Annotated in this window: 27 protein-coding genes and 1 pseudogene; 16 read left to right on the forward strand and 12 right to left on the reverse strand. The window is 66.5% G+C overall.

Translation table 11 applies throughout. From position 1 onward, the window contains the following. Nucleotides 1-2: 2 nt before the first annotated feature. From GBZ48_RS14590 to GBZ48_RS14605, 4 genes are all read left to right on the forward strand, one after another. Nucleotides 3-284 carry a DUF2442 domain-containing protein gene (locus GBZ48_RS14590; protein ID WP_174471695.1) on the forward strand — a complete coding sequence of 94 codons (282 nt, stop codon included), beginning with the start codon at nucleotides 3-5 and terminating at the stop codon, nucleotides 282-284. Continuing rightward, the gene (mtaB, locus tag GBZ48_RS14595; protein ID WP_174471696.1) at nucleotides 274-1,542 is read left to right on the forward strand and encodes a tRNA (N(6)-L-threonylcarbamoyladenosine(37)-C(2))-methylthiotransferase MtaB; all 1,269 of its coding nucleotides are present in this window, start codon (nucleotides 274-276) and stop codon (nucleotides 1,540-1,542) included. The genes GBZ48_RS14590 and mtaB overlap by 11 nt, the downstream gene beginning before the upstream one ends. A gap of 22 nt (nucleotides 1,543-1,564) precedes the next feature. After that, nucleotides 1,565-2,893 carry a signal recognition particle-docking protein FtsY gene (gene ftsY, locus GBZ48_RS14600; protein WP_174471697.1) on the forward strand — a complete coding sequence of 443 codons (1,329 nt, stop codon included), beginning with the start codon at nucleotides 1,565-1,567 and terminating at the stop codon, nucleotides 2,891-2,893. A 120-nt stretch (nucleotides 2,894-3,013) separates the two neighbouring features. After that, entirely contained in the window at nucleotides 3,014-4,522 is a 1,509-nt protein-coding gene (locus GBZ48_RS14605) for an AMP nucleosidase (RefSeq protein ID WP_174471698.1), read from the forward strand. 51 nt (nucleotides 4,523-4,573) lie between these two features. On the opposite strand, the gene GBZ48_RS14610 is transcribed toward GBZ48_RS14605, so the two are convergent. From GBZ48_RS14610 to GBZ48_RS14630, 5 genes are all read right to left on the reverse strand, one after another. Next, complete coding sequence (locus GBZ48_RS14610) at nucleotides 4,574-5,197, reverse strand: FMN-dependent NADH-azoreductase (protein ID WP_174471699.1); 624 nt, start codon at nucleotides 5,195-5,197, stop codon at nucleotides 4,574-4,576. Nucleotides 5,198-5,356: 159 nt separating this feature from the next. Next, nucleotides 5,357-6,127: a class II glutamine amidotransferase gene (locus GBZ48_RS14615; RefSeq protein WP_174471700.1), complete on the reverse strand. Its 771-nt coding sequence runs from the start codon at nucleotides 6,125-6,127 to the stop codon at nucleotides 5,357-5,359. 115 nt (nucleotides 6,128-6,242) lie between these two features. Then, nucleotides 6,243-6,662, reverse strand: coding sequence for an ArsC/Spx/MgsR family protein (locus tag GBZ48_RS14620; protein ID WP_174471701.1), 420 nt, complete (start codon nucleotides 6,660-6,662; stop codon nucleotides 6,243-6,245). Nucleotides 6,663-6,664: 2 nt separating this feature from the next. Then, entirely contained in the window at nucleotides 6,665-7,573 is a 909-nt protein-coding gene (gene draG, locus GBZ48_RS14625; RefSeq protein WP_174471702.1) for an ADP-ribosyl-[dinitrogen reductase] hydrolase, read from the reverse strand. Nucleotides 7,574-7,649: 76 nt separating this feature from the next. Next, complete coding sequence (locus GBZ48_RS14630; RefSeq protein WP_174471703.1) at nucleotides 7,650-8,540, reverse strand: NAD(+)--dinitrogen-reductase ADP-D-ribosyltransferase; 891 nt, start codon at nucleotides 8,538-8,540, stop codon at nucleotides 7,650-7,652. Between the two features lie 185 nt (nucleotides 8,541-8,725). On the opposite strand from GBZ48_RS14630, the gene GBZ48_RS14635 reads away from it, so the two are divergent. Continuing rightward, entirely contained in the window at nucleotides 8,726-10,012 is a 1,287-nt protein-coding gene (locus tag GBZ48_RS14635; protein WP_174471704.1) for a hypothetical protein, read from the forward strand. An 87-nt stretch (nucleotides 10,013-10,099) separates the two neighbouring features. Here the strand turns inward: GBZ48_RS14635 and GBZ48_RS14640 are convergent, their stop codons facing one another. Then, nucleotides 10,100-11,023 (reverse strand): hypothetical protein, encoded by a 924-nt coding sequence (locus GBZ48_RS14640; protein ID WP_174471705.1) that lies wholly within the window; start codon nucleotides 11,021-11,023, stop codon nucleotides 10,100-10,102. A 481-nt stretch (nucleotides 11,024-11,504) separates the two neighbouring features. On the opposite strand from GBZ48_RS14640, the gene nifH reads away from it, so the two are divergent. The 3 genes from nifH to nifK all read left to right on the forward strand — a co-directional run bounded on the left by nifH (nucleotide 11,505) and on the right by nifK (nucleotide 15,615). After that, entirely contained in the window at nucleotides 11,505-12,401 is an 897-nt protein-coding gene (gene nifH, locus GBZ48_RS14645) for a nitrogenase iron protein (RefSeq protein WP_063634031.1), read from the forward strand. A gap of 183 nt (nucleotides 12,402-12,584) precedes the next feature. Further along, on the forward strand, nucleotides 12,585-14,024 hold the full coding sequence (gene nifD / locus GBZ48_RS14650; RefSeq protein ID WP_174471706.1) for a nitrogenase molybdenum-iron protein alpha chain: 1,440 nt from the start codon (nucleotides 12,585-12,587) through the stop codon (nucleotides 14,022-14,024). 31 nt (nucleotides 14,025-14,055) lie between these two features. Further along, on the forward strand, nucleotides 14,056-15,615 hold the full coding sequence (nifK, locus tag GBZ48_RS14655; RefSeq protein WP_174471707.1) for a nitrogenase molybdenum-iron protein subunit beta: 1,560 nt from the start codon (nucleotides 14,056-14,058) through the stop codon (nucleotides 15,613-15,615). A 154-nt stretch (nucleotides 15,616-15,769) separates the two neighbouring features. On the opposite strand, the gene GBZ48_RS14660 is transcribed toward nifK, so the two are convergent. Beyond that, nucleotides 15,770-16,297, reverse strand: a complete 528-nt coding sequence (locus GBZ48_RS14660; RefSeq protein WP_174471708.1) for a hypothetical protein — start codon at nucleotides 16,295-16,297, stop codon at nucleotides 15,770-15,772. Between the two features lie 228 nt (nucleotides 16,298-16,525). Between GBZ48_RS14660 and nifE the strand changes: the two genes are divergently transcribed. From nifE to fdxB, 6 genes are read left to right on the forward strand one after another with little or no spacing between them, the layout of a single operon-like run. Then, on the forward strand, nucleotides 16,526-17,932 hold the full coding sequence (gene nifE, locus GBZ48_RS14665; protein ID WP_174471709.1) for a nitrogenase iron-molybdenum cofactor biosynthesis protein NifE: 1,407 nt from the start codon (nucleotides 16,526-16,528) through the stop codon (nucleotides 17,930-17,932). A 5-nt stretch (nucleotides 17,933-17,937) separates the two neighbouring features. Continuing rightward, nucleotides 17,938-19,320: a nitrogenase iron-molybdenum cofactor biosynthesis protein NifN gene (nifN, locus tag GBZ48_RS14670; protein WP_174471710.1), complete on the forward strand. Its 1,383-nt coding sequence runs from the start codon at nucleotides 17,938-17,940 to the stop codon at nucleotides 19,318-19,320. 38 nt (nucleotides 19,321-19,358) lie between these two features. Then, nucleotides 19,359-19,757: a nitrogen fixation protein NifX gene (gene nifX / locus GBZ48_RS14675; protein ID WP_109050547.1), complete on the forward strand. Its 399-nt coding sequence runs from the start codon at nucleotides 19,359-19,361 to the stop codon at nucleotides 19,755-19,757. A 2-nt stretch (nucleotides 19,758-19,759) separates the two neighbouring features. After that, entirely contained in the window at nucleotides 19,760-20,215 is a 456-nt protein-coding gene (locus GBZ48_RS14680) for a NifX-associated nitrogen fixation protein (protein ID WP_109050546.1), read from the forward strand. A 32-nt stretch (nucleotides 20,216-20,247) separates the two neighbouring features. Next, a complete protein-coding gene (locus tag GBZ48_RS14685) occupies nucleotides 20,248-20,448 on the forward strand; it encodes a CCE_0567 family metalloprotein (RefSeq protein ID WP_174471711.1) in 201 nt (66 codons plus the stop codon). Nucleotides 20,449-20,504: 56 nt separating this feature from the next. Beyond that, nucleotides 20,505-20,798 (forward strand): ferredoxin III, nif-specific, encoded by a 294-nt coding sequence (gene fdxB / locus GBZ48_RS14690; protein WP_174471712.1) that lies wholly within the window; start codon nucleotides 20,505-20,507, stop codon nucleotides 20,796-20,798. A 102-nt stretch (nucleotides 20,799-20,900) separates the two neighbouring features. Here fdxB and GBZ48_RS14695 read toward each other — a convergent pair whose 3' ends face one another. From GBZ48_RS14695 to GBZ48_RS14705, 3 genes are all read right to left on the reverse strand, one after another. Next, the gene (locus GBZ48_RS14695; RefSeq protein ID WP_174471713.1) at nucleotides 20,901-22,265 is read right to left on the reverse strand and encodes a glutamate--cysteine ligase; all 1,365 of its coding nucleotides are present in this window, start codon (nucleotides 22,263-22,265) and stop codon (nucleotides 20,901-20,903) included. Between the two features lie 48 nt (nucleotides 22,266-22,313). Then, the gene (locus GBZ48_RS14700) at nucleotides 22,314-23,093 is read right to left on the reverse strand and encodes a 16S rRNA (uracil(1498)-N(3))-methyltransferase (RefSeq protein ID WP_174471714.1); all 780 of its coding nucleotides are present in this window, start codon (nucleotides 23,091-23,093) and stop codon (nucleotides 22,314-22,316) included. Nucleotides 23,094-23,269: 176 nt separating this feature from the next. Further along, complete coding sequence (locus GBZ48_RS14705) at nucleotides 23,270-23,653, reverse strand: response regulator (protein ID WP_246307188.1); 384 nt, start codon at nucleotides 23,651-23,653, stop codon at nucleotides 23,270-23,272. Nucleotides 23,654-23,885: 232 nt separating this feature from the next. Between GBZ48_RS14705 and ubiA the strand changes: the two genes are divergently transcribed. Then, on the forward strand, nucleotides 23,886-24,833 hold the full coding sequence (gene ubiA, locus GBZ48_RS14710; protein WP_174471716.1) for a 4-hydroxybenzoate octaprenyltransferase: 948 nt from the start codon (nucleotides 23,886-23,888) through the stop codon (nucleotides 24,831-24,833). 114 nt (nucleotides 24,834-24,947) lie between these two features. On the opposite strand, the gene GBZ48_RS14715 is transcribed toward ubiA, so the two are convergent. Next, on the reverse strand, nucleotides 24,948-25,727 hold the full coding sequence (locus GBZ48_RS14715; protein WP_343049545.1) for a CHAP domain-containing protein: 780 nt from the start codon (nucleotides 25,725-25,727) through the stop codon (nucleotides 24,948-24,950). Between the two features lie 208 nt (nucleotides 25,728-25,935). Between GBZ48_RS14715 and GBZ48_RS14720 the strand changes: the two genes are divergently transcribed. Then, nucleotides 25,936-26,595 (forward strand): class I SAM-dependent methyltransferase, encoded by a 660-nt coding sequence (locus tag GBZ48_RS14720; RefSeq protein ID WP_174471718.1) that lies wholly within the window; start codon nucleotides 25,936-25,938, stop codon nucleotides 26,593-26,595. 9 nt (nucleotides 26,596-26,604) lie between these two features. Here GBZ48_RS14720 and GBZ48_RS14725 read toward each other — a convergent pair. Then, nucleotides 26,605-26,719: pseudogene (locus tag GBZ48_RS14725) on the reverse strand (IS5/IS1182 family transposase); the annotation flags it as partial.

Consider the following 26,719-nt stretch of genomic DNA (forward strand, 5'->3'; position numbering starts at 1 on the left):
CGATGCTGAAGGATATTGTCGCCGCCAAGCCGCTCGACGGCTACCGCCTGCACCTCCGATTCGAGGATGGTGCGGAGGGTAGTGTCGACGTGTCCGCCCTGGTTCCTTTCACCGGAGTGTTTGCCGTGCTGCGCGAACCCGAGACCTTCGCTGCGGTTCGCGTCGACCCGGAGCTTGGGACTGTGGTCTGGCCAAACGGGGCCGATCTCGATCCTGCCGTTCTATATTCGTCGGTTACTGGTGCGCCGCTGCCCGGTGTAGGAGGGACTCGCCATGCCCGATGATGTCGTCCTGAAGACCGATGGCCCTGAGATCGTCACCTTCGGCTGCCGCCTGAACACCTACGAGTCCGAGGTGATGCGCAACCATGTGCGCAGCGCCGGGCTGGACGACGTGGTGATCGTCAACACCTGCGCCGTGACGTCGGAAGCCGAACGGCAGGCGCGGCAGACCATCCGCAAGCTGCGCCGCGAGCGGCCCGACGCCCGCATCGTCGTCACCGGCTGTGCCGCGCAGATCGACCCGCAGCGCTTCGCGGCGATGCCGGAGGTCGATCAGGTCCTGGGCAACCAGGAAAAGCTCCAGCCGGAAAGCTGGGGCCTGCCGCCGGCCGAGAAGGTTCTGGTCAACGACATCATGTCGGTGAAGGAGACCGCTGGCCACCTGATCGGCGGGTTCGAGGACCGCGCCCGCGCCTTCGTCCAGGTCCAGCAGGGCTGCGACCACCGCTGCACCTTCTGCATCATCCCCTATGGCCGCGGCCCCTCGCGCTCCGTCCCCATCGGCGGCATCGTCGAGCAGGTCCAGGCGCTGGTGAAGGCCGGCTACAACGAGGTGGTGCTGTCGGGCGTCGACATCACCAGCTATGGCCCCGACCTGCCGGGCTCCCCGTCGTTGGGGCAGATGGTGCGTCGGCTGCTGGCGCTGGTGCCGGAACTGCCGCGGCTGCGCCTGTCCTCCATCGACTGCATCGAGATGGACGACGATCTCTGGCGCCTGATCGAGAACGAGCCGCGCCTGATGCCGCACCTGCACCTGTCGCTCCAGGCCGGTGACGACATGGTGCTGAAGCGGATGAAGCGCCGGCACGGACGCGCCGATTCAATCGCCTTCTGCGAGCGGGTCCGTTCGGTCCGACCCGACGTGGTGTTCGGCGCCGACTTCATCGCCGGTTTCCCGACGGAGACCGAGGAGATGTTCGAGAACACCATGCGGCTGGTGGAGGAATGCGGCCTGACCTGGCTGCATGTCTTCCCCTACAGCCCGCGCCCCGGCACGCCGGCCGCCCGCATGCCGCAGGTCGACGGCGCCGTCCGCAAGGAACGCGCCGCCCGCCTGCGCGCCGTCGGCGAAGCGGCGGAGGCCCGCACCCTGGCAGGCCTCGTCGGCCGTACCGCCACGGTGCTGGTGGAGAAGGACGATCTGGGCCGCACCGAGCATTTCGCCGCGATCCGCCTGGGCCGGATCCTCCCGCCCGGCTCGCTGGTGCCCGCCGCCATCACCGGCATCAAGGACGGCGTGCTGACCGGCACCCCGCTCTGACCCCTCTTATAGTGGACACTCCATGATTTTCCGCTGGTTCGGCCGCAAGAAGCCCGAAGAGACCGCGCCCAAGGACGAGGCGGCAAAGAACGAATCGGTCGCTCTGGAGTCTTCCACCCCCGCGCCGGAGCCGGAGCCGGAAAAGACGCCGGAGCCGCCTGCCGCCGCACCTGCGCCCAGGCCGGAAACCGAACCGGTGCCGGAACTGGCGCCTGCCCCGCCGGCCGCCGAGCCGCGCCCCGCGCAGCCGGTACCGGTCGTACCGATTCCGGTGACGCCGCCGGTCACGGCGCCCGCTGCACCGGTCGAACCGCCGGCACCGGTCACCCCTGCCCCGGCACCGGAGCCGGACCCCGTTCCGGAACTGCCGCCGGCACCGGCTCCCACCCCGACCCCGGTCGTGGCCGCCGAGGAAGCGCCGCCGACCAAGAAGGGCTGGTTCGCCAAGCTGAAGGAAGGGCTGTCCAAGTCCTCGTCCAAGCTGACCGACGGCATCACCAGCATCTTCACCAAGCGCAAGCTCGACGACGAGGCCCTGGAGGAGCTGGAGGAGTTGCTGATCACCGCCGACCTCGGCCCGGCCACCGCGGCGAAGGTGACGGCGGAGCTGGCGCGCACCCGTTTCGGCAAGGAGGTCTCGCCGGAGGAGGTCAAGACCACCCTGGCGGCCGAGGTGTCGAAGATCGTCACCCCCGTCGCCAAGCCGCTGGTGCTGGACCCGGCGCTGAAGCCGCATGTCATCCTGGTCGTCGGCGTCAACGGCACCGGCAAGACCACGACCATCGGCAAGCTGGCCCGCCAGTTCAAGGCGGAAGGCAAGAGCGTGATGCTGGCCGCCGGCGACACCTTCCGCGCCGCGGCGGTCAGCCAGTTGAAGATCTGGGGCGAGCGCACCGGCTGCCCGGTCGTCGCCCGCGACACCGGGGCGGATGCCGCCGGACTTGCCTATGACGCGCTGGAGCGGGCGAAGGCCGAGGGCGTCGACGTGCTGCTGATCGACACCGCCGGCCGGCTGCAGAACAAGACCGGCCTGATGGAGGAGCTGCGCAAGATCGTCCGCGTCATCAAGAAGCTGGACGAGACGGCACCGCACACCACCCTGCTGACGCTGGACGCCACCACCGGCCAGAACGCGCACAGCCAGGTCGAGATCTTCCGCGACATGGTCAACGTCAACGGCCTGATCCTGACCAAGCTGGACGGCTCCGCCCGCGGCGGCGTCCTGGTCTCGCTGGCCGAGAAGTTCAAGATTCCCGTCCACGCCATCGGCGTCGGCGAAGGCGTCTACGACCTGCGCCCGTTCGATGCCGATGCCTTCGCCAAATCGCTGATGGGCTTGAGCGCCGACTGATCGGCGGGGCCTCTCCGGACGGGGCCTGAATGGCTCTGCATCGGCCTGAATGGGTAAGCACCGGGGGTTGGCCGAAATTCGGCCTTCCCAGCCGGTCGTTCGTACCCCATCTTTGTCGACATGACTGATAAAGCCCCGTTCCAGCCCGGTTCGGCCGGGCGCTTCACCGATGCCAAAGCAGCACTGGCCTGCGTGCGCGACATTTACGAGCGCAACACCGCCTACCTGCGCGACCGTTTCGCCGCATATACACAGGGCGATGAGGAAGGCGGGCGGAACCGGGCCTATTACCCCTATGTGCGGCTGACCGCCGTATCGGGGGCCGCAGTCGATACCCGGCTGTCCTACGGCTTCGTCGAGGGGGTCGGCGTCCATTCCATCACGGTGACGCGGCCCGACCTGTTCGAGCGCTATCTGCTGGAGCAGTTCACGCTTCTGCTGCGCAACCACGGCGTCCCGCTGGAGGTCGGTGTCAGCGAGGAGGCGATCCCGATCCACTTCGCCTTTCCCAACGGCATGTATGTGGAAGGCGACCTGCCGCCCGACCGGCTGACCAAGCTGCCTGACCTGTTCGACCTGCCCGATCTGGCGCGGATGGACGACACCATCGTCAACGGCACCTTTGACGGCGGGCCGGACGCGGTGAAGCCGCTGGCTCTGTTCACCGCTCCCCGGGTGGATTTCTCGCTGCACCGGCTGCGCCATTACACGGCGACCGCGCCGGAGCATTTCCAGAACTTCGTCCTGTTCACCAACTACCAGTTCTATGTCGACGAGTTCATCCGGCTGTCGCGCGAGGTCATGGAGCCGACCGGCGACGCCGATCTGGCGGCCTACCGTGCGCAGTATGACAGCTTCGTCGAGCCGGGCGACATCGTCACCACCAACCAGAATCTGGGCGGCACGGTGGATGCCCCGGCGGCCAGGCTGATGCGCATGCCGCAGATGCCGGCCTACCACCTGAAACGGCCGGACGGCAACGGCATCACGCTGGTGAACATCGGCGTCGGTCCGTCGAACGCCAAGACGATCACCGACCACATCGCGGTGCTGCGCCCGCATGCCTGGCTGATGCTGGGCCACTGCGCCGGGCTGCGGCACACCCAGCGGCTGGGCGATTACGTGCTGGCGCACGGCTATGTCCGCGAGGACCATGTGCTGGATGCCGACCTGCCCTTGTGGGTGCCGGTGCCGGCCCTGGCCGAGGTTCAGCGCGCGCTGGAGACGGCGGTGGAGCGGGTGACCGGGCTGTCGGGTTTCGACCTGAAGAGCATCATGCGCACCGGCACGGTGGCGACCATCGACAACCGGAACTGGGAACTGCGCGACCACCGCGAGCCGCTGATGCGGTTCAGCCAGAGCCGCGCCATCGCGCTGGACATGGAAAGCGCAACGATCGCCGCCAACGGCTTCCGCTTCCGCGTGCCGTACGGGACGTTGCTGTGCGTGTCGGACAAGCCGATGCATGGGCAGTTGAAGCTGCCGGGCATGGCCGACCGCTTCTATCGCGAGCGGGTCGACCAGCATCTGAAGATCGGCGTGCTGGCGATGGAACTGCTGCGCGAGCACGGGATGGAAACGCTGCACTCCCGCAAGCTGCGCAGCCTGGCGGAAGTGGCGTTCCAGTAACGCATGGGGGCGGGTGCGATACCCGCCCCCATCTCAGTCTTGGACCCAGCCTCAGGCAGCGGCCAGCAGGCTCTCGATTTCCTTAGTCGCGGCGGCCAGCGCCTTGTCCTTGGCTTCTTGACCCATGCTCACGCCCTCGGCGCGGATGAAGGTCACGTCGGTGATGCCGAAGAAGCCGAATACCGAGCGCAGATAGGCCTCCTGGTGGTCCAGACCGGCCAGCGCCGGGTTGGTCGAATAGACGCCGCCACGGCCCGAGGCCACGATCACGCGCTTGCCGCCGGCCAGACCCTCGGGACCCTTCTCGGTGTAGCGGAAGGTGCGGCCGGCCTGGGCGAGGCGGTCGATCCAGGCCTTCAGCTGCGTCGGGACGGAGAAGTTGTACATCGGCGCGCCGACCACGACGACGTCGGCCGCCAGGAACTCGTCGAGCAGGACATTGGTCAGGGCCAGCTCTTCGCGCTGACGCTCGCTCAGCCCATCGACAACGCCGAGCTTGAGCACCGGCAGCAGCTCGCCGTCAAGATGGGCCGGCGGGTTGGCGGCGACGTCGCGGGTGACGACGGTGGCGGCCGGGTCGGCCTTCACCAGAGCCTCGACGATGGAGGCGGTCAGCTGGCGGGTGACGGAGAAGGTGCCGAGCGGGCTGGAGTCGACATGCAGGATCGTGGTCATGACGGAAGGAGCCTCTTGGTTGTTGCGGCCGTCTTCTCCGGCCGGGTTCTGACGCCCAAGATGCCCCTAACTTTTCCAGCGGTTAAGCCGGGTTCTGCGCGATAGATCGTCTCCGGCGAAGCAACAATCGACCGACTAGCGACAATGGGCCCGGCCGGATCAGCGCGTCACCAGCGCCCCGCTGCGGAAGACCGCCATCTGGCCCGGCTGCATCACCGTCCAGGCCTCGTCCCTGGTCAGCGGACGGGTGGCGATGACGGTGACCACGTCGTTGGGCGTCGTCTCCTGGGAGAAATCGACGCTCATGTCGGCATCGAGCAGGGTCGCGGCACCGAACGGCGCCTTGCGGGTCAGCCAGGCGAGGTTGGTGGCGCAGTGGCACCACAGATACCGCCCGTCGCTGAGCAGCATGTTGAAGACGCCGAGCGTTCCCAGATCGGCGGCCAGATGGCGGATCAGCTTCATCAATCCGGCGGTGGTCTTCGGCGGCTCCGGATACTGCATGCGGATCTGGTCGAGCAGCCAGCAGAAGGCATGCTCGCTGTCGGTGCTGCCGACCGGCTCGTAGAAGGTCAGGATGCGGTCCTTGATACCCTTCAACTGTCCATTGTGGGCGAAGGTCCACATCCGCCCCCACAGCTCGCGGGTGAAGGGATGGGTGTTCTCCAGCGACACCCGGCCGCGGTTGGCGCGGCGGATGTGCGAGATCACCGTGCAGGACTTGATCGAATAGCGGCTGACCAGCCGTGCGATCTCCGACTCGGCGCTGGGGGCCGGGTCGTGGAAGGTGCGGCAGCCCTTCCCCTCATAGAAGGCGATGCCCCAGCCGTCGCGGTGCGGTCCGGTCTGCCCGCCACGGCGCATCAGGCCGGCGAAGCTGAAGCAGATATCCGTGGGCACGTTGGCGCTCATGCCCAGGAGTTCGCACATGATGTCCTCGTCCGCCGCTTGTCGTCGCCTTTTGGAGCGACAAGCTACGACAGGCCGTGCGCAAGGTCACGCGCTGACATGACCGGAGGCGGCATGCACGTCAGGGTTTCGGGCCTTATGGTTTCGGGCACGGCGGCATGTCCGGGCGCAGGCACCCCTCCATCTTCTGTGCCGGAACACCGCCGCCCAGCCCGATCCAGGCATCGACAAGGTCGGTCTCGAACCCGCAGTCGCGGCGGTCGCCGACCTGCATCAGCGGGCGGCGGATCAGCAGCGGACGCTCGACCATCGCGGCCAGCGCTTCGGCCTCGTCCATGCTCTCCGGCGCCACCTCGCCGTTCTTCACCGCCGGGGCGGCGCGGTTGAACCAGTCGGCCACCGGGCGGTCGCCGAAAAAGGGGCGGAGCGTCTCCGCCGTCCAGGGTTCGCTCAGCAGGTCGCGGGCGATGACGCGGTGGCCGGCCTGCTCCAGCAGGGCCTTCTGCCGGGCATTGCCGCCGCAGCCGGGCTTTTCGAAGAAAATCACGTCGGCCATGGTCATTTCCCTCCGAACAGCGGCGCGCGGGCCAGCAGCGCGTCGGTTTGCTGACAGATCTCGTCATGGACCTCGCGGTCCAGCTTGCGCAGCCAGCGCGGCGGGATCGACTCCACGCCATAGGTGGCGCCGGCCAGCATGCCGGCGATGGCGCCGGTGGTGTCGGCGTCGCCGCCCTGGTTGACCGTCTCCACCACGCAGGATTCGACCGAATCGGTCTGGAAGTAATAGTGGAAGACGGTCTGCACCGTATCGACGATGAAGGCGGTCGACAGGCCGCGGTAGGGTTCGAACTTGAACTGGCGATGCCTGGCGATCAGGGCGTTCGCCTCCTCCCGCGCGGCGACGATGCCACCGCCCAGCACCAGCCGCCGCACCATCCGGCCCAGCGCGATCACCGCGGAATCGGACAGCTGGTTGCAGTGGGTGATGTGCGACTGTTCCACCGACCAGCGCTCAAAGGCGGCATCGTCGCCCAGCGTCGCCAGCGCCACCGGCAGGTTGCGCATCGCCGCCCCGTTGCCGGCATGGTATTCCGACTCCGGCTCCTCCAGCGTGCCATTCATGATGAAGCGGCGGATGCCGCGGCGTGTCGTGTCGCCGACGTCGACCGGCACCGACTTCAGCCAGATGGCGAACTCCTCGGCGGCGCGGCGGGCCTCCCACTGCGGCCCGGACAGGATGGCGCGGCCGAGATGGAGCGACATCTCGGTGTCGTCGGTCACCTGTCCGGCCGCCAGCTTCAGCCAGCCGCCGCCCTTGATGTGCTTGTGGACGCCATACTGGTGGGCGATCTCGCCCTTGGTCAGGAACTCCACCGTCGCTCCCAGCGCGTCGCCGCAGGCGAGGCCGAGATAGGCGCCGAGCGCCCTGGACCGGATTTCAGGCGTCAGTATCGTCGGATCGGTCATGCCGTTGGGCACAGGGTCCGTCCCTTCCTGGTGCGTCCCGCGAACGGCAGGCAAGCCGCCGCCGGACGTGAGGTTGTCAGAGAAGCGACACACCCACGCGATAGTCCCCGCCGATCACCAGATATTCTCCTTCTCCCTGGAAAGGGTAGCGCGGCAGGATGTCGCGGAAGAAGATCACCTTGGGCAGCGGCACCCACGCATCGAGGATGTAGTCGCCGAACTGGCCGGCGATGTCGCGGTTGATGGAAAAGGAACACAGGTTGTTCAGCCGCAGCACCGCGGTGCGCTTGTCCGGCCGGGCGACGATGTGGTGTTCCTCGAAATCGTTGACGCCGCGGTAGAGGCGGATGTGCGAGGCCCAGTTGGGCATCGGCGCGTCGGGCCAGCCGCGGCGGATCGTCCACTGGCAGAACTCGTACAGAAGGTCGAGCTGCAGGTGGATGTTGTTGTTGTGGAAGCGGGTCGACTGCTTCTGCTCGCCATAGGCGGCCCAGGCATCGGAGGCGAAGCGGCGGAGCGGCTCGCCATGGAAGGTCGGCAGCAGGCCGAAGCGGCTCTCCACCCAGCCCTTCAGCACCGCACCCTCCGCCCGGTTGCTGTCGAACATCCAGCCCTTCAGCAGGCGCAGGTAGCTGGCACGGAAGCGCCGTTTGCCGTCCCGCCCCTCGGTCCCGGAGAAGTCGGGATTCACCCCGAACACTCCGGCCATATGGCGCTGGAAGATGTCGGAGGCCGTCGGCGCATCGCGGCACTCGTCCAGCGCTTCGAACAGGGCAGCGTGGTCGCTGCGGGTGGCGCCGATGCGCAGGCGCCGCGGTTCGTCATTGTAGGCTTCGCCGCACAGGGCGGCGGCCGGCACATTGACGAGGTTGGTGCGGTGCGCGCGCAACGCCAGCGGCGAATCGGGCGGCAGGACGGACTCCGGCGTCCGCCCCGTCACATCGCTCGTCACCACCCCGTCCGCCACGCCGTTCCGCTCCGCCGCAATGTCATTACTTCTTATATGGATATTGTATAAGCCGGCGCGTGCCAAGCCTTCACCGCCGCAACCGGCCAAGGCGTGTCGCCGCATGTCGCAACATTGTCCATTTGAAGCCGAACGATCCGTCCCCATACTCTGTACAGCGACGCTTACGATCCGGCGGCACCCGCATGGCCTTCTGGCCGACCAAATATGACGACAGCCGGCGCCGGCGCACTCCGCCGCTGCCCACCCCAGTGCCTGCCCGCACGCCCGTCGAAACAACGACCATCAGCGGTCCGCCGCGCGGCGTGGCGGAGGCCCGGACCGCCCTGCGGCTGGCCCAGCTTCTGCGCGGGACGATCACTCCCCTGCGCGGCGACACGGTGCTCGAAATCCTGGAACCGCACCGGCCGCGTCTGGTGCCCAAGCCGGTCAACCCGCTGCCGGCATTGGTCGGCAAGCCGCAGGGCCAGATGGTCGACGCGCTGCTGCGGCCGATCGGGCAGATCGTCACCGATGTGCTGTTGCCGGGGGTGCGCGATCACCTGATCGACCGGCTGGTGGCCGGCCGCACCGACCATGAGGAAAGCCTGCCGGGCGCCGTCGACCTTGCCGAAGCGATGCGGGCACTGGTCGGCCGGATGCGCGGCGCCGGCAAGGGCCATCTCCAGGCCGTCATCGCCGCCATCGGGACCGATGCCCGCACCACGGCCGACGCGCTGACCAGGGACAGCCGCCCCATCGACGTCGGCGGCATCGACCGGCTGGCCCGCGCCCTGCTGCGCTTCGAGGTGCGGCGGATGGCATTGGAGGCGCTGGGCGGCGGCAGCGCCTTGCAGGATGTCGTCTATCAGTCGCGGCGGCTGGCCCGCTATTCCCTGCGCCGCGCCACCGAGGCGATCGAGGGCTTCGTCGCCGACCGCGGGCTGAAGACGCTGCATGCCAGCCTCGCCACCCTGGCCCAGGCCGACGGGCTGATCGTCATCGCGCTGCGCAATCTGGATGACCAGGAGGAGACAAAGGAGGAGTCCGGCCCCTTCGTCGAGCCGGCCGACCGCAAGGCGATGAACGACTGGCTGTCGGCGGCATGGCGCCTTTCCGACACATTGTTCGACCTTGTTGGCAAGGCCGCGGCCGGCGGCGAGTTGGACGATCTGCTGTTCGCGGCATTGCTGCGGCAACTGCGCAGCCTGCATCACTTCTGCGCCGACCTGACCCACGCCGGCCGGCCGGCGACGCTCGACACGCTGAAGCAACGGTTGGTCGAGCGCACGGAAGCCTTGGCGAAGCTGACCGGAGAACGGCTGATCGAAACGATGCTCCGCCGCCCCACCGATGCGGCCTCGGCACGGCGCCTGCTGGGGCGGGGGCAGTCGCTGGCCCAGCTTCTCCACGACATGGGCCTCGACGGGGAGCTGGAGGAGTTGGCCATGCATCTGGTCATGGCCCGCGAGGCCCTGGCACACAACGGCTGAAACGCCCGGTATCGGCTGCCCGGACCGGCGCCCGCCGCGCGTTTCGCCCGTTTGCGAGAAGCACGGCGGGAAACGGAGCGACCGCGCCTATCGGCGCTCACCAGCGAGCGCGGGCGACAGCGGCTTCGGAAAGTCGGGATTTTCCGAAGCTGGTACAAGTCCCAACTCCCCGGCCACCCTTCGCATGGCTTCCACCGCGTCCCGTCGCTTCATGCACCGCCACCCCGCTTCCGCCAGGGCTTCCCGCCGCTCGTCATCCGCAATCAGCCCGCAGGCAGCCTCGACCAGTTCCTCGTAAGGGGCGCAGGCCAGGCCGCCCAGCAGGTCGGGGTCGATCTCGGTTCCGGGATGGCGTTCGGTCAGCACCGCCTTGCGGTTCGACAGCATGTGGGAGACGCGCACGATCTCGAAAATGCCCGCCTCGTAGTAATGCAGGTTCAAAATCAGCTTCGCGTCGGCGACGAATTGGTCGCGGAGCGCCCCGTAATAATGTTCAAGGCTGACCACGGTCAAGCCACGCCTGCCCAGCGCGTCGAGGATCGCGCTGCGGCGCTGGTTCACGGCTCCATAGAACAGCACATCGATGCCGGGGGATGGGCTGTTCGGGATCCGGGTCATCTCGTCCATATGCCCGATGGGGACATACTGTGCATGGATGCCCATCCCGGCCAGATCGGCAATGTTGCGGTGGCTGTAATCCCAAACCGTGCAGCGGCGCAGGAGATCCGGGTAATGGGCATTGCGCGGGTGCAGCGTGCAGATCTGCTCCAGATTGTAAATGATGGATGTGCCTGGCAGGCGGCTGCCTTCCTCCGGCGTCAGGTCGATGGCGCCCAGAATGATGGCGCGTCTCTGGCGCTTGAGCTTGTTGATGGCGATCTCCGCATCGGCCCCCAGGCGGCGCAGCGCGAAGCGCAGCGTTTCCGCAACCTCCGCAAAAGCACTGGCGCCAACGTCGGCCATGCCGTTCTTCTTGATGATGACAATGTCGATGCCGGTCCCGTGTGCCATAATTATCCCTTCATACTGGAAGCGCCCATTCCGGCGCGCCAATGAATCTCTCGAAAATGACGTTCTTTCACGTTATGCGCGTGCAGTCATCGGGGATTCGATTGCGTGCACCGGCCATCCCCACGGTCAGGACACGGATGCGTAGAAAAATCGCTTCACACCGGGCAAGGAGCTGGCACCGTCGCGACCAATGTCGCAACCGCCGCGAAGTTACGAAGAGCCGACATTGGCCGCCCCTGCACCCGGCAGGCGTCCGGCCTTCGCGAGAGACCAGACAAAATGTCGGGCTTTGTCGTGTGTGTCGGGACCCCGACAAACTCCCGCACCCGTTGCCCCTCAAAATAATCTTATATTTATCAATGTCTTATTGAATAACCACACTCTGGCACGGGTCGTGCAATCCATGAAATCCGAAGCGGCCACGAACCGGCCGCACCGGATCGAAGCAAACCTCCACGACCCAAGCACAGGAGCGACCCACATGGCCAAAGCGCCTCTGCGTCAGATCGCCTTTTACGGCAAGGGCGGTATCGGCAAGTCCACCACCTCTCAGAACACGCTGGCCGCGCTGGTCGAGCTGGATCAGAGGATCCTGATCGTCGGCTGCGACCCGAAGGCCGACTCGACCCGCCTGATCCTGCACGCAAAGGCCCAGGACACCGTCCTGCATCTGGCCGCCGAGGCCGGTTCGGTCGAGGATCTGGAGCTCGAGGACGTCCTCAAGATCGGCTACAAGAACATCAAGTGCGTCGAGTCCGGCGGTCCGGAGCCGGGGGTCGGCTGCGCCGGCCGCGGCGTCATCACCTCGATCAACTTCCTGGAAGAGAACGGCGCCTACGACGACGTGGACTATGTGTCCTACGACGTGCTGGGCGACGTGGTGTGCGGCGGCTTCGCCATGCCGATCCGCGAGAACAAGGCCCAGGAAATCTACATCGTCATGTCCGGCGAGATGATGGCGCTCTACGCCGCCAACAACATCGCCAAGGGCATCCTGAAGTACGCGCACAGCGGCGGCGTCCGTCTCGGCGGCCTGATCTGCAACGAGCGCCAGACCGACAAGGAATGGGATCTGGCCGACGCGCTGGCCAAGCGCCTGGGCTCCAAGCTGATCCACTTCGTGCCGCGCGACAACATCGTCCAGCACGCCGAGCTGCGCCGCATGACGGTCATCGAGTACGCCCCGGACAGCAAGCAGGCCGGCGAATACCGCGCGCTCGCCAACAAGATCCACGCGAATTCCGGCCAGGGTTGCATCCCGACCCCGATCACCATGGAAGAGCTGGAAGAGATGCTGATGGACTTCGGCATCATGAAGACCGAGGAGCAGCAGCTCGCCGAGCTGGCCGCCAAGGAAGCGGCGAAGGCCGGCGCCTGAGCCCAGGCGTAGCGACGGTTGCCTACCGGCCCCCCTGCCCCCGCGCAGGGGGGACCGCCTGAACACTGGCCCCATCCCCAGCCCCGCACAACGCCGACCCAACCACCATAGGGGCGACGGCGTGGGAGGGAGGGGCTCGGTCACGCGCTGCAGTGGCGCGAATATTCAAGCAGGAGGCCGGCTATGAGCCTGTCCGAGAACACCACAGTCGACGTCAAGAACCTCGTCAACGAAGTCCTCGAAGCCTATCCCGAAAAATCCCGCAAGCGCCGCGCCAAGCACCTGAACGTGCTGGAGGCCGAGGCCAAGGACTGCGGCGTCAAGTCGAACGTCAAGTCCATCCCCGGCGTCATGACCATCCGCGGCTGCGCCTATGCCGGTTCGAAGGGCGTGGTGTGGGGTCCGATCAAGGACATGATCCACATCTCCCACGGGCCGGTCGGCTGCGGCTACTACTCCTGGTCCGGCCGCCGCAACTACTACATCGGCGACACCGGTGTGGACAGCTGGGGCACGATGCACTTCACCTCCGACTTCCAGGAGAAGGACATCGTCTTCGGCGGCGACAAGAAGCTGCACAAGGTCATCGAGGAAATCAACGAGCTGTTCCCGCTGGTGAATGGCATCTCGATCCAGTCGGAATGCCCGATCGGCCTGATCGGCGACGACATCGAGGCTGTCGCCCGCGCCAAGTCGGCGGAAATCGGCAAGCCGGTCATCCCCGTGCGCTGCGAAGGCTTCCGCGGCGTGTCCCAGTCGCTGGGCCACCACATCGCCAACGACGCCATCCGCGACTGGGTGTTCGAGAAGACGGAACCCAAGGCCGACTTCGTCTCCACCCCCTATGACGTCACCATCATCGGCGACTACAACATCGGCGGCGATGCCTGGTCTTCCCGCATCCTCCTGGAGGAGATCGGCCTGCGCGTGATCGCCCAGTGGTCGGGCGACGGCACGCTCGCCGAGCTGGAGAACACGCCGAAAGCCAAGGTCAACCTGATCCACTGCTACCGCTCGATGAACTACATCGCGCGCCACATGGAAGAGAAGTTCAACATTCCTTGGATGGAATACAACTTCTTCGGCCCGAGCCAGATCGCCGAGTCCCTGCGCAAGATCGCCGCTCTCTTCGACGACAAGATCAAAGAGAACGCCGAGAAGGTCATCGCCCGCTACCAGCCGATGGTCGATGCGGTCATCGCCAAGTACAAGCCGCGGCTCGAAGGCAAGAAGGTCATGATCTACGTCGGCGGCCTGCGTCCCCGCCACGTCGTCGATGCCTACCATGACCTCGGCATGGAGATCACCGGCACCGGCTACGAGTTCGCCCACAACGACGACTATCAGCGCACGCAGCACTATGTGAAGGAAGGCACGCTGATCTACGACGACGTCACCGCGTTCGAACTGGAGAAGTTCGTCGAGGCGATGCGTCCCGACCTCGTCGCGTCGGGCATCAAGGAAAAGTACGTGTTCCAGAAGATGGGCCTGCCGTTCCGCCAGATGCACAGCTGGGACTATTCCGGCCCGTACCACGGCTATGACGGCTTCGCGATCTTCGCCCGCGACATGGACCTGGCCATCAACAACCCCGTCTGGGGCGTGATGAAGGCCCCGTTCTGACCATCGGCCTCTGGAACAGGAGAATTTGAGAATGACCGACAAGCTTTCGCAGAGCGCCGACAAGGTCCTCGACCACTACACCCTCTTCCGGCAGCCCGAATACGCGGCGATGTTCGAGAAGAAGAAGACCGAGTTCGAGTACGGCCATTCGGACGAGGAAGTCGCCCGCGTGTCCGAATGGACCAAGTCCGAGGACTACAAGGCGAAGAACTTCGCCCGTGAAGCGGTCGTCATCAACCCGACCAAGGCCTGCCAGCCGATCGGCGCGATGTTCGCCGCCCAGGGCTTCGAAGGCACCCTGCCCTTCGTCCATGGCTCCCAGGGCTGCGTCGCCTATTACCGCACCCACCTGACCCGCCACTTCAAGGAGCCGAACAGCGCGGTCTCCTCGTCGATGACGGAGGACGCGGCGGTGTTCGGCGGCCTGAACAACATGATCGACGGGCTGGCGAACGCCTACGCGCTCTACAAGCCGAAGATGATCGCGGTGATGACCACCTGCATGGCCGAAGTCATCGGCGACGATCTGCAGGGCTTCATCGCCAACGCGAAGAACAAGGACAGCGTCCCGGCCGACTTCCCGGTGCCCTACGCCCACACCCCGGCCTTCGTCGGCAGCCACATCGTCGGCTACGACAACATGATCAAGGGGATCCTGACCAACTTCTGGGGCACGTCGGAGAATTTCGACACGCCCAAGACCGAGCAGATCAACCTGATCCCCGGCTTCGACGGCTTCGCCGTCGGCAACAACCGCGAACTGAAGCGCATCGCCGGCGAATTCGGCGTGAAGCTGCAGATCCTGTCCGACGTGTCCGACAATTTCGACACGCCGATGGATGGCGAGTACCGCATGTATGACGGCGGCACCACCATCGAGGAGACCAAGGAGGCCCTGCACGCCAAGGCCACCATCTCCATGCAGGAGTACAACACGACCCAGACCCTGCAGTTCTGCAAGGAGAAGGGCCAGGAAGTCGCCAAGTTCAACTACCCGATGGGCGTCACCGGCACCGACGAACTGCTGCTGAAGCTCGCCGAACTGTCGGGCAAGCCGGTCCCGGCCAGCCTGAAGCTGGAACGTGGCCGTCTGGTCGACGCCATCGCCGACAGCCACACCCACATGCACGGCAAACGCTTCGCCGTCTACGGCGACCCGGACTTCTGCCTGGGCATGACCAGGTTCCTGCTGGAGCTGGGTGCGGAGCCGGTGCACATCCTCTCGACCTCCGGCTCCAAGAAGTGGGAGAAGCAGGTCCAGAAGGCGCTGGACGCCTCGCCCTTTGGCAAATCGGGTGCGGCCCATGGCGGCAAGGATCTGTGGCACCTGCGCTCGCTGATCTTCACCGACAAGGTGGACTACATCATCGGCAACAGCTACGGCAAGTATCTGGAACGCGACACCAAGGTTCCGCTGATCCGCCTGACCTACCCGATCTTCGACCGCCACCACCACCACCGCTACCCGACCTGGGGCTACCAGGGCGCGCTGAACGTGCTGGTGCGGATCCTGGACCGGATCTTCGAGGACATCGACGCCAACACCAACATCGTCGGCCAGACCGACTATTCGTTCGACCTGATCCGCTGACCGGCACGCCGCCGGCGCTTTAGGCATCGGTTCAGCCAAACCGCCGGGCCGGGATTTCCATCCCCCAGCCCGGCGGCAACCTCCCCAGCCCGGAGAGCGTCGGCAACGGCGCGCTCCGGGTTTCTTTTGTTGATATGTTTCTTTTGTTCATAGGTCAGCCATCCCGCAGCGCGAAGCCGACCACCCGCTCCAGTGCACGGTCGGCCGCCGCCTGCCAGCCCTCGCTGCCCAGCTCGATCGAGGCCGGCGGCAGTCCGACCGACGGGACGGCAATGCCGTCGCGGACCGGACGGGCGCGCAGCAGCAGGCGGGGGTGGGCGGTACCGCTCCAGTCCTGGCGGCCTTCGAGGACGACCAGCAGGATCGGGCCATCGACGGCAGGCGGCGTCTCCACCGGTTCGGCATCGGGCGTTACCGCGCTCAGGCCGAGGCGAACCACTGTTTTGCCGTGACCGCCGGCCTTCCGGGTGACGAAATCGGCTGCGGCATCGCACAGCATGCCGGCCTCCGGTGGGACAGGCCGTTGGTCGAGGTCGAGAAAACGGCACGCGACCCCGATCTCACCCCCCAGCTCCTGCGCCAGCCGGATCACCGCGCCATCCTGTGCCGCCGCGGCGGGGACTGCCGCCAGCACCACCATCATCGCGACCGCATATCGCCAGCGCCTGCCGGATCGTTGCATCGTTGCGTTCCACCCGTTCGAACCGTCCTGATACGGCTGGCTCTCCCCACCCCCTGCGCAGCATGTGCGACACCCGACAAGCCCCCGCAGCGGTGCCGCCGATTGTCAGCTATCGGACAGGGCTTAAAAACCAGACAATCGTTTTTTGCCAATGGCTTACCCACTGGCACGCCCCCTGCATCAGTCCGATGCAGAGCCATTTCCGGCGCCAGGATGGGAGAAGCGGGCATGCTCCAGGACAAGATCCAGGACGTCTTCAACGAACCGGGCTGCGCGACCAACCAGGCCAAGTCGGCCAAGGAGAAGAAGAAGGGCTGCACCAAGTCGCTGAAACCAGGGGCGGCAGCCGGCGGCTGCGCCTATGACGGGGCGATGATCGTGCTGCAGCCGATAGCCGACGCCGCCCATCTTGTCCATGGCCCCATCGCCTGCCTGGGCAACAGCTGGGACAACCGCGGCTCCAAATCCTCGGGCTCGCAACTCTACCGCACCGGCTTCACCACCGACCTGTCGGAACTGGATGTCATCGGCGGCGGCGAAAAGAAGCTCTACCGCGCCATCAAGGAGCTCGTTCAGCAATACGACCCGCCGGCCGTCTTCGTCTACCAGACCTGCGTACCCGCCATGACCGGCGACGACATCGCCGCGGTCTGCAAATTCGCCGCGCAGAAGCTGGGCAAGCCGGTGATCCCGGTGGAATCGCCCGGCTTCGTCGGATCGAAGAATCTCGGCAACAAGCTGGCCGGCGAAGCCCTGCTGGAGCATGTCATCGGCACGGTCGAGCCGGATTACACCACGCCGACCGACGTCTGCATCATCGGCGAATACAACCTTGCCGGCGAGCTGTGGCTGGTCAAGCCACTCCTCGACGAGATCGGCATCCGCCTCTTGTCCTGCATCTCCGGCGACGGCCGCTACCGGGAGGTGGCCCAGGCCCACCGCGCCCGCGTCACCATGATGGTGTGCAGCCAGGCGCTGGTGAATGTCGGCCGCAAGATGGAGGAACGCTACGGCATCCCCTATTTCGAGGGCTCCTTCTACGGTGTCTCCGACATGTCGGACACCCTGCGCACCATGACCCGCATGCTGGTGGAGCGCGGCGCCGACAAGAGCCTGATCGACCGGGCCGAAGGCGTGATCGCGCGGGAGGAAAGCCGGGTCTGGCGCCGGCTGGAACCCTACAAGCCGCGCTTCGACGGCAAGCGCGTCCTTCTCTTCACCGGCGGCGTCAAGAGCTGGTCGATGGTCAGCGCGCTGGAGGGTGCCGGGTTGACCATCCTCGGCACCTCCACCAAGAAATCGACCAGGGAGGACAAGGAGCGCATCAAGAAGATGAAGGGCGAGGAGTTCCACCAGTGGGACGACCTGAAGCCGCGCGACATCTACAAAATGCTGGCCGACAATCAGGCCGACATCATGATGTCCGGTGGCCGCTCGCAGTTCATCTCGCTGAAGGCCAAGGTTCCCTGGCTCGACATCAACCAGGAGCGCCACCACGCCTATGCCGGCTATGACGGCATCGTCAATCTCTGCGAGGAGATCGACAAGACGCTGTCGAATCCGATCTGGGGCCAAGTCCGCCAGCCGGCGCCCTGGGAGTCCGGCCCGTCCTCCACCCTTCTGGCGGCGGAGTGACGGCGATGTCCCACATCCAGCGCTTCCCCTCCGCCGCCAAGGCCGCCTCCACCAACCCGTTGAAGATGAGCCAGCCGCTGGGGGCGGCGCTCGCCTATCTCGGCATCGACCGCTGCCTGCCGCTGTTCCATGGCTCGCAGGGCTGCACCGCCTTCGGGCTGGTCCTGCTGGTGCGCCACTTCCGCGAGGCGATCCCGCTGCAAACCACGGCGATGGATCAGGTCGCCACCATCCTCGGCGGCTACGACAATCTGGAACAGGCGATCCGCACCATCGTCGAGCGCAACAAGCCCGCCATGATCGGCGTCGCCACCACCGGCGTCACCGAGACCAAGGGCGAGGACATGGGCGGACAGTACACGCTGTTCCGCCAGCGCAATCCCGATATGGCGGACACCGCGCTGGTCTTCGCCAACACCCCCGACTTCGCCGGCGGCTTCGAGGACGGCTTCGCCGCCGCGGTCACCGCGATGGTCGAGCGGCTGGTCGAACCGTCGCCGGTGCGCATCCCGACCCAGGTCAATGTGCTGGCCGGCTGCCACCTGTCGCCCGGCGACGTCGAGGAACTGCGCGACATCATCGAAGGCTTCGGCCTGTCGCCGATCTTCCTGCCCGACCTCTCGCTGTCGATGGCGGGCCGCCAGCCGGCCGACTTCACCGCCACCTCGCTGGGCGGCGTGACGGTCGACCAGATCCGCGCCATGGGGGCATCCGCCGCCACCATCGTGGTCGGCGAGCATATGCGGGTGGCCGGCAACGCGCTGGAGCTGAAGACCGACGTGCCCAGCCATTTCTTCAACCGCCTGACCGGGCTGGAGGCGACGGACAAGCTGGTCCGGCTGCTGACGGAGCTGTCGGGCAAGCCGGCGCCCGCCCGGCTGCGGCGCCAGCGCGAAAGCCTGGTCGACGCCATGCTGGACGGGCATTTCTTCTACAGCCGCAAGCGCATCGCCGTCGCGCTGGAGCCCGACCTGCTCTATGCCGTCAGCGGCTTCCTTGCCGACATGGGGGCCGAGGTGATCGCCGCGGTGTCTCCGACGCAGAGCCCGGTGCTGGAGCGGCTGAAGGCCGCCACCATCATGGTCGGCGACCATTCCGACGTGGAGACGCTGGCCCGCGATGCCGACCTGATCGTCTCCAACTCGCACGGGCGGCAGGGTGCCGCAAGGATCGGTGTGCCGCTGCACCGCATGGGCCTGCCGCTGTTCGACCGGCTGGGGGCCGGCCTGCGCGTCCAGGTCGGCTACCGCGGCACGCGGGAGCTGCTGTGCGACATCGGCAACCTGTTCCTCGCCCGTGAAATGGACCACGAGCATGGGCATGAGAGCCACGATCACGGGGAATCCCACGGCTGCGGAGGCGGATCATGCGGATGCAACGCCGTCTGAGCGTGGTGCAGGACCCACGCCCGACCAAAGGAGGATCCATGAAGGTCGCTTTCTGCACCCAGGACATGCAGCACGTCGATGCGCATTTCGGCTGGGCCAAGAACATCGCCGTCTATCGGGTCGACCGCCAGGGCCATGCCTTTCTGGAGACCTTCCAGTTCGGCGGCTCGATGTTCGAGGACGGCAACGAGGACAAGCTGGTGCCGAAGCTGGAGGCGCTGGCCGACGTCGCCATCGTCTATCTGTCGGCCATCGGCGCATCGGCCGCCGCCCGCGTGGTGGCGAAGAAGATTCACCCGGTGAAGGTCGAGGCCACCGACACCATCCCCGCCCTGCTCGACCGGCTGGTCCAGACGCTGAACGGCAATCCGCCGCCCTGGCTGCGCAAGGCGATGGGCGAAACGCCCGAATTCCATTTCGACGAGGAGGAGGTCTGAGCATGGCTGATGTGGCTGAAGTGTCCGTCGCCGACCAGTTCGTGAAGACGCTGGTCCTGCTGTTCCGTGCCGAGGACAGCTATGGCGCCTGGGAAGGCAAGCCGGACGAGGCCCTGCTCGCCCCCTTCGTGCTGGACAAGGAGGCGCGTGCCGCCATCCCGATCATCGGCGATCCCGACCCGGACACGCTGTGGCGGCTGGAGCTGTTCTACAAGGCGGTCGGGCTGATGGTCGAAAAGCAGACCGGGCTGATGGCCTCGCCGATGATGAAGATGAGCCACGAGGGTTTCGGCCGCATGATTCTGACCACCGGCCGGCTGGTGGTGGTGTCGAAGTCCCTGCGCGACGTCCACCGCTTCGGCTTCCCCACCATCGAGAAGCTCGCCGCCGACGGCGCCAAGCTGGTCGAGGACGCGGTGGCGCTGATCCGGGAATATCCCGATGTCGCGAACCTCTGAGCCCCGGACCTTTGCCATATGGGACCACGACCATGAGCGACATCGACGCTTTGAAGGACGAGATCAAGAAGCTGAACGCCCGCGCCACCCAGAAGAAGATGGATCTGCACGACCTGTCGGAAGAGCTTCCGCAGAACTGGCAGACCATCCTGACGGTGGCACAGGAAACCTATGACGCCTTCAAGACCCTGACCGAGAAGCGGGCGGCGCTGAAGGCGCTGGAGACGGCGTAACCCCTCCCTTCCCCACGAGAAGCTTAGGCGCACCCTTTCCCGAGAGGAGCATTCCCATGGCTGAGTTCCTGACCGGCACCACCCGCGGTGGTCAGAGCTGGACCCCGAAATTCGTCCAATCCATCGACCAGAAGCAGTGCATCGGCTGCGGCCGCTGCTTCAAGGTGTGCGGTCGCGGCGTGCTCGACATGATCGGCCTGACCGAGGACGGCGACATCGTCGACGCCTTCGACGACGAGGCCGAGAAGAAGATCATGACGGTCAAGGAAGCGGCCAACTGCATCGGCTGCGAAAGCTGCTCCAAGGTGTGCTCGAAGAGCTGCATCGCCCATGCGCCGGTGGCGGCCTAGGGTGTGATCGGTTCAAGCGGAGTCGCCTGAAGCGTGAATCACACGGAAATCCAAAAGCTCTAAAAACGGGGGCTGGCGCACAGGCGCCGGCCCCCACCCTTTTCAGTACGCGTATTCCTTGAACACCGGATCGACGCTGCCGCCCCAGGGGCCGTTGAACTTCTCAAGAAGCTCGTCGGCGGGGCTGCGGCCGGTCTCGGCGACGACCTGAAGCGTGTCAAGGAAGTGGGTCTCGTCGTCGCCCCAATTGTCGTTGCGGGCGCGGCGGGCCAGACCGTCGCGGGCAATCGCCAGCATCTCCAGCGCCACGTTCCGCACCGTCCCAGTGCGGAAGGTCGTGCGCAGGCCGGACCGCGGCACCTCGGCGCGCAGATGCGCCCGCTCCGCCGTCGTCCAGTCCTTCACCAGATCCCACGCGGCATCCAGCGCCACCTGATCGTAGAGCAGCCCGACCCACAGGGCCGGCAGGGCGCACAGGCTGCGCCACGGGCCGCCGTCGGCGCCACGCATCTCCAGATACTTCTTCAGGCGCGCTTCCGGGAAGGCCGTGGTGGTGTGGTCGGCCCAGTCGGTGATCAGCGGCAGCTCGCCCGGCAGCGCCGGCAGCTTGCCGTCCATGAAATCGCGGAAGGACTGGCCGGCCGCGTCGATGTAGGTGCCGTCGCGGTAGACGAAGTACATCGGCGTGTCGAGCAGATAGTCCACATAGCGTTCGAAGCCGAAGCCGTCTTCGAACACGAAGGGGATGTCGCCGGTACGGTCGGGATCGGTGTCGGTCCAGATGTGGCTGCGGAAGCTCTGGAAGCCGTTCGGCTTGCCCTCGGTGAAGGGGGACATGGCGAACAGGGCGGTGGCGATGGGCTGGAGGGCCAGCGACACGCGGAACTTCTTCACCATGTCGGCTTCGGACGCGAAGTCGAGGTTGACCTGCACGGTGCAGGTCCGCGTCATCATGTCGAGGCCGAGCGAGCCGACCTTCGGCATGTAGTCGCGCATGATCTTGTAGCGGCCCTTCGGCATCCAGGGGATGTCGTCGCGCGTCCATTTCGGCTGGAAGCCCAGCCCCATCATGGCGATGCCCAGCTCGCCCCCGACCTCCTTCACTTGGCGCAGGTGACGGTGCACCTCGGCACAGGTCTGGTGCAGGGTCTCCAGCGGGGCGCCGGACAGCTCCACCTGCCCGCCGGGCTCCAGCGTGATGTTGGCCATGTCCTGGACCAACGCGATGATGTTGCCCTTCTCCTCCACCGGCTGCCAGCCGAAGCGGGTCATGCGGGTCAGCAGCTCGCGGATGCCGTCCGGCCCGTCATAGGGCAGCGGCCGCAGGTCGGAGGTGCGGTAGGCGAATTTCTCGTGCTCGGTCCCGATGCGCCAGTCGGGCGCCGGCTTGCAGCCGGATTCGAGATAGGCCGCAAGCTGGCGGCGGTCGGTGATGGGTTCGCCGCGCGTTGTCGGGGGTGCGGACATGAAGTCTCTCGCGGGAAGTGGACGGAGGATCGGCCGGGTGACGGCCGGTTACGGGATCGGCGCGCGGAAAGGCGGACGCCGGTCGCTTCCCCCGGCAGTCCAATCCCCGGCCAAGGACTGCCAGCAAGCCAACGCCGCCACCACCGCCGTGTCGGCCCGCAGAATGCGCGGACCCAATCCCACCGGAACAACAAAGGGAAGTTTGGTGATTTCGTCAAGTTCCGACTGGTCGAAGCCGCCCTCCGGCCCGACCAGCAAGGCGGCCGGCCCCGGCGGCGCATCGCGCAGCACCTCGGCGACCGGACGGGCGGACCCGGCCTCCGCGCACAGATAGAGCCTGCGGTCGGCCGGCCAGCCGGCCAGCGCGCGGTCCAGCGGCACCGCCTCGCCCATCTCCGGCACGCTGAGGCGTTCGCACTGCTCGGCCGCCTCCACCGCATTGGCGCGCAGCCGGTCGATGTTGACGCGGTTGGGATCGGTTCGCCGGGTGAAGACCGGCCACAGGCGGGACACCCCCATCTCCGTCGCCTTTTCCGCGACGAAGTCGATGCGGCCCTTCTTCAGCGGCGCGAACAGCAGCCAGAGATCCGGAGCCGTGTCCTGCTCCCGCCGCTGCTCCGCCACGGTCAGCGAGCACCAGCCCTTGCCGAAGCCGTCGATCGCCGCCCGCCATTCGCCGTCGCGGCCGTTGAACACCGCGACGGAGTCGCCGCGGTCCAGCCGCAGGACGTGACGGAGGAAATGAGCGCGCTCATGGTCGAGACCGACCGACTGGCCTTCGGCCAGCGGGCTGTCGACATAAAGGCGGGTCTTGATCGGGTCGGCCATGGCATTCGTCTCCGCGGGGCGGTGGAGACTATAGAGCGGATCGCGTGAAACCGGACGAGATTTGAAGCGCGAGGCAGGCCGTCACATACAGCGCCAAAGGTTCATGCACTTCACGGTAAACGCAATGAAGCTTCGGACGCGGGCACCACCAGCCGAGCGCGGTCTGGAGGCTGGCGTCAGCCGACGGCGATCAGGGAGTCGATCTGCCGGCGCAGGTCGTTGGGCTGAACCGGCTTGTGCAGGATGCGGATCTGGTCCGCCCTGGCCGCGGCCATCAGTTCCGACCCGGTGTCGCCGGTCAGGATGATCGCGGGCACGGTGACGCCACAGGCCTCGCGCACCGCCCGCACGGCGGTGATGCCCGACCAGCCGTCGCGCAGCCGGTAGTCGGACAGGATGACGTTGGGCAGCGGGCAACCGGGAAGCTTCGCCAGGACGGTTTCCACATCCTCGGCGGCAAGCACCTGATAGCCCCAGGTGTCCAGCATGATCTCCATCCCGGCCAGAATGATCGACTCGTCGTCGATGACGACGGCGAAACGGTCCGGTGTTGCGCTCATGTCCATTTGCGATTGCAGGCCGCTGAGGTTATGACAAAGAAACAGTATTGGTACGATTTTGACGAGCGCAAGATCACATGCTGCAATTTTCCATAGCTTGAGCACGGGTGTATTGCCGCACCGCGCTTGCCGCACGGATGACAGCCCGATACCTTCCCCGTCATCCTTGCCCTGATTGCCGCCCCGATTGGCTGGTCAGACATCCTCATAGCACAGCGGAACCGCTGCCGTCATGCCCACTGCCTCCACCGGCCCCACTCTGCCCGAGTCCGGCTTCACCGACATCCGCCAGGACGGCTGGATCGCGCGGAAGCTCCCGCCCCGCGTGCGCCCTTATGTCACACTGGCGCGACTCGACCGTCCCATCGGGACATGGTTGCTGCTGTTCCCCTGCTGGTGGAGCGTGGCGCTGGCCATGCCGCAGCCCTTCCGCGACTGGCCGACGCTGCTGTGGCTGATGGCGCTGTTCGGCATCGGCGCGGTGCTGATGCGTGGCGCCGGCTGCACCGTCAACGACATCCTCGACCGCAAATTCGACGCGATGGTGGAGCGCACCCGTTCCCGACCGATCCCGTCGGGTCAGGTGTCGGTGCGTCAGGCCCTGGCTTTCCTCGTCGCCCAGCTTCTGGTGTCGCTGCTGATCCTGGTCCAGCTGGGGACGACGGCCATCGGGCTGGGGGTGCTGTCGCTGCTGCTGGTCTTTACCTACCCACTGATGAAGCGCATCACCTGGTGGCCGCAGGCTTTCCTGGGGCTGACCTTCAACTGGGGTGCCCTGATGGGCTGGGCCACGGTTCAGAACGATGTCGGCTGGCCGGCATTGGCGCTCTATGTGACGGGCGTCGCCTGGACCCTGGGCTATGACACCATTTACGCCCATCAGGACAAGGAGGACGATGCCCGCATCGGCGTGAAGTCCACCGCGCTGCGCCTGGGCGACCAGAGCAAGATCTGGATCTATGGCTTCTACACCCTGACCTATGTCGGCATCGGCATCGCCGGGCGTCTGGCGGGGTTGGGCGGGCTGTTCCTGCCGGTGCTGTCGCTGGCCGCCTTGCAACTGGCTTGGCAGGTCGCGACCTGGCGGCCGGACGACCAGGGAGATTGCCTGGACAAGTTCAAGTCCAACCGCTGGTTCGGCTGGCTGGTGCTGGCGGCCATCCTCGCGGGGAAGATTTAAGCGGGCGTTGTGGAGGGTGTCGGCTTCGATGCCCAACACCCGAACAAGCCACCCGCACAAACGAAAAGGGCGGAGCCAAGCCCCGCCCTTCCTGAAAACCTGACGCTATGCCGCTCAGCGTTCGCTGGTGTCGGCCAGCTGGGCGACGGAATTGCCGGAGCCGGGCTTGCGGCCGGGAGCGATGGTGCGGTGGCTGCTGGGGCCGGAAAGCTCGGCGACCGTGACCGGGGCGGACTGCGCGCTGGACGGCTTGCGCGACGGCAGCACGGCAACGTCGATGCGCTGCGGCTTCTGCGGCGTCAGGGAGGCGACGGCGGTCGTGGCCAGGCTCTGCGGCTTGCGGCCGGGGACCGAGACGCTGAGGTTCTTCTGCGGGTGCAGGGAGGCTTCCATCATGCGCGGGCCGTTGGCCTTGGCGCGGCCGCGGGGGCTGCTGGCGAAGCCCTGGTCCATGCCGCGGTCGCCGGCATCCAGCATCCGGCCGCCGCGCTGGTCGTCGGACTCGCCTTCCGGGAGGATGAAGCCGTAGGCGGCGTAGACGCGGAGCCCCATCTGGTCGGTCGGCTCGTGCCAGACGCGGACGGCGGACCAGTCGTTGTTGCGGGACACGTCGACCACCCGCATGCCGCGGCGCAGACCGTCGCCATCGATCCAGCTGTGGTCGACCTCGATGGTGCGGCGGTCGATCACCGCGCTGACCAGCGAGACGTGGCCGCGGCGCATGTGGCCGGTGCGCTTGAAGACGAGGACGGAGCCGATGGCGGGGCGGTGTTCGCGGTCATACTGACCGGCGGCGTGATCCCACCAGGTCCAGGCGTCGCCGCGTATGGTGAAGTCGGAGATGGAGCGGACCGTCCGAACGCAATCGCCGTCTTGTGCGGCAGCCGTCGACACGGTAAGGGGGCTCAGCGCGATCAAAGCCGCAAACGAAAGGCCGATGGCGGTTCCCCTCTGCCGCATGACTCCCCCAATCCCTCTGTTTTCCCCTGGTGGAAACGGGTAACACGGGTTCGCAGCTGTGTCTACACCGTTTGAATTATGTAACATTGATAAGCCACCGCCAGCCGTCCTCCCAACAGCGGAGCCCCTTGGGAAACCTCGTATGAACAATGCATCCCCGCCAGATTTCGTCCGCGATAACACGACGCTGACGACCACGCCGCTGTTGCCGGAAATCCAGCTTCATCTTGCAACCGAGGTCACTCCACTCTGGCAGGCCACCGAGGAGACCTTGGCCGCCACGAATTTGCCACCGCCATACTGGGCTTTCGCTTGGCCGGGGGGACAGGCTGTGGCGCGGCTGGTGCTCGACCGGCCGGAGCTGGTGGCCGGCAGGTCGGTGCTCGATTTTGCCGCAGGCACCGGGCTGGTCGGCATCGCCGCGATGAAGGCTGGAGCGGCGCGGGTCCAGTCCTGCGACATCGACCGCTTCTCGTTGGCCGCCATCGCGCTGAACGCCGAAGCCAACGGGGTGGAGGTCAAGCCGGTCAGCGCCGATCTGGTCGGCCGGCCGTTGCCGGGCATCGACGTGGTTCTGGCCGGCGACGTCTGTTACGAGCGGCCGATGGCGGAGCGGGTCACCGCATGGCTGCGCGAGATCGCCGCCACCGGCACGCTGGTGCTGCTGGGCGATCCCGGCCGCGCCTATTTCCCGGCAAGCGGCGTCGAGAAGCTGGCGACCTACACCGTCCCGACCTCGTTGGAGCTGGAGGACAGGGAGGCGCGCGAAACCGCCATCTGGCGCCTATTGCCTGACGCCTAGGGTCCGGACTCATAACCAGTAGGCGACGGTTGCGGCGATGTGGACGGCGGCCATGAAGTTGGTGGCGGAGCGGTCATAGCGGGTGGCAATGCGCCGGAAGTCCTTGAGGCGTCCAAACATACGC

It is taken from the genome of Azospirillum melinis (assembly GCF_013340935.1).
In the GTDB taxonomy this organism is placed as follows: domain Bacteria; phylum Pseudomonadota; class Alphaproteobacteria; order Azospirillales; family Azospirillaceae; genus Azospirillum; species Azospirillum melinis.